The sequence below is a fragment of the Thalassotalea mangrovi genome (assembly GCF_005116735.1).
Classification (GTDB): Bacteria; Pseudomonadota; Gammaproteobacteria; order Enterobacterales; family Alteromonadaceae; genus Thalassotalea_A; species Thalassotalea_A mangrovi.
In genome coordinates this window covers 1-322 of record NZ_SWDB01000025.1, presented here as the reverse complement: position 1 = coordinate 322, position 322 = coordinate 1, and the positions used below count along the sequence as shown (strand labels likewise).

The following is a 322-nucleotide window of genomic DNA, read 5'->3' as shown; positions in this document are numbered from 1 at the left end:
CTGTAGCTCAGTTGGTAGAGCATCACGTTGCCAACGTGAATGTCACGAGTTCGAGTCTCGTTAGCCGCTCCAATTTTTTCAGGGAACATCACCAGCTTGTTGATGAATTTGGCGGGTTGGCAGAGTGGCTATGCAGCGGATTGCAAATCCGTGGACCTCGGTTCGACTCCGGGACCCGCCTCCATTCTGCCCGGGTGGTGGAATTGGTAGACACAAGGGATTTAAAATCCCTCGTCTTAACGGACGTGCCGGTTCAAGTCCGGCCCCGGGTACCATTTCATCGCAACTTGGGATGTCATAGAAATACATGTAAACTTAAAGA

General features: G+C 51.2%; 2 tRNA genes. Both read left to right on the top strand.

From position 1 onward, the window contains the following. Positions 1 to 110: 110 nt before the first annotated feature. Positions 111 to 184: transfer RNA gene (locus tag E8M12_RS10620), tRNA-Cys, on the top strand. A 4-nt stretch (positions 185 to 188) separates the two neighbouring features. Further along, positions 189 to 275 (top strand) — tRNA-Leu (locus E8M12_RS10615). Positions 276 to 322 lie beyond the last annotated feature (47 nt).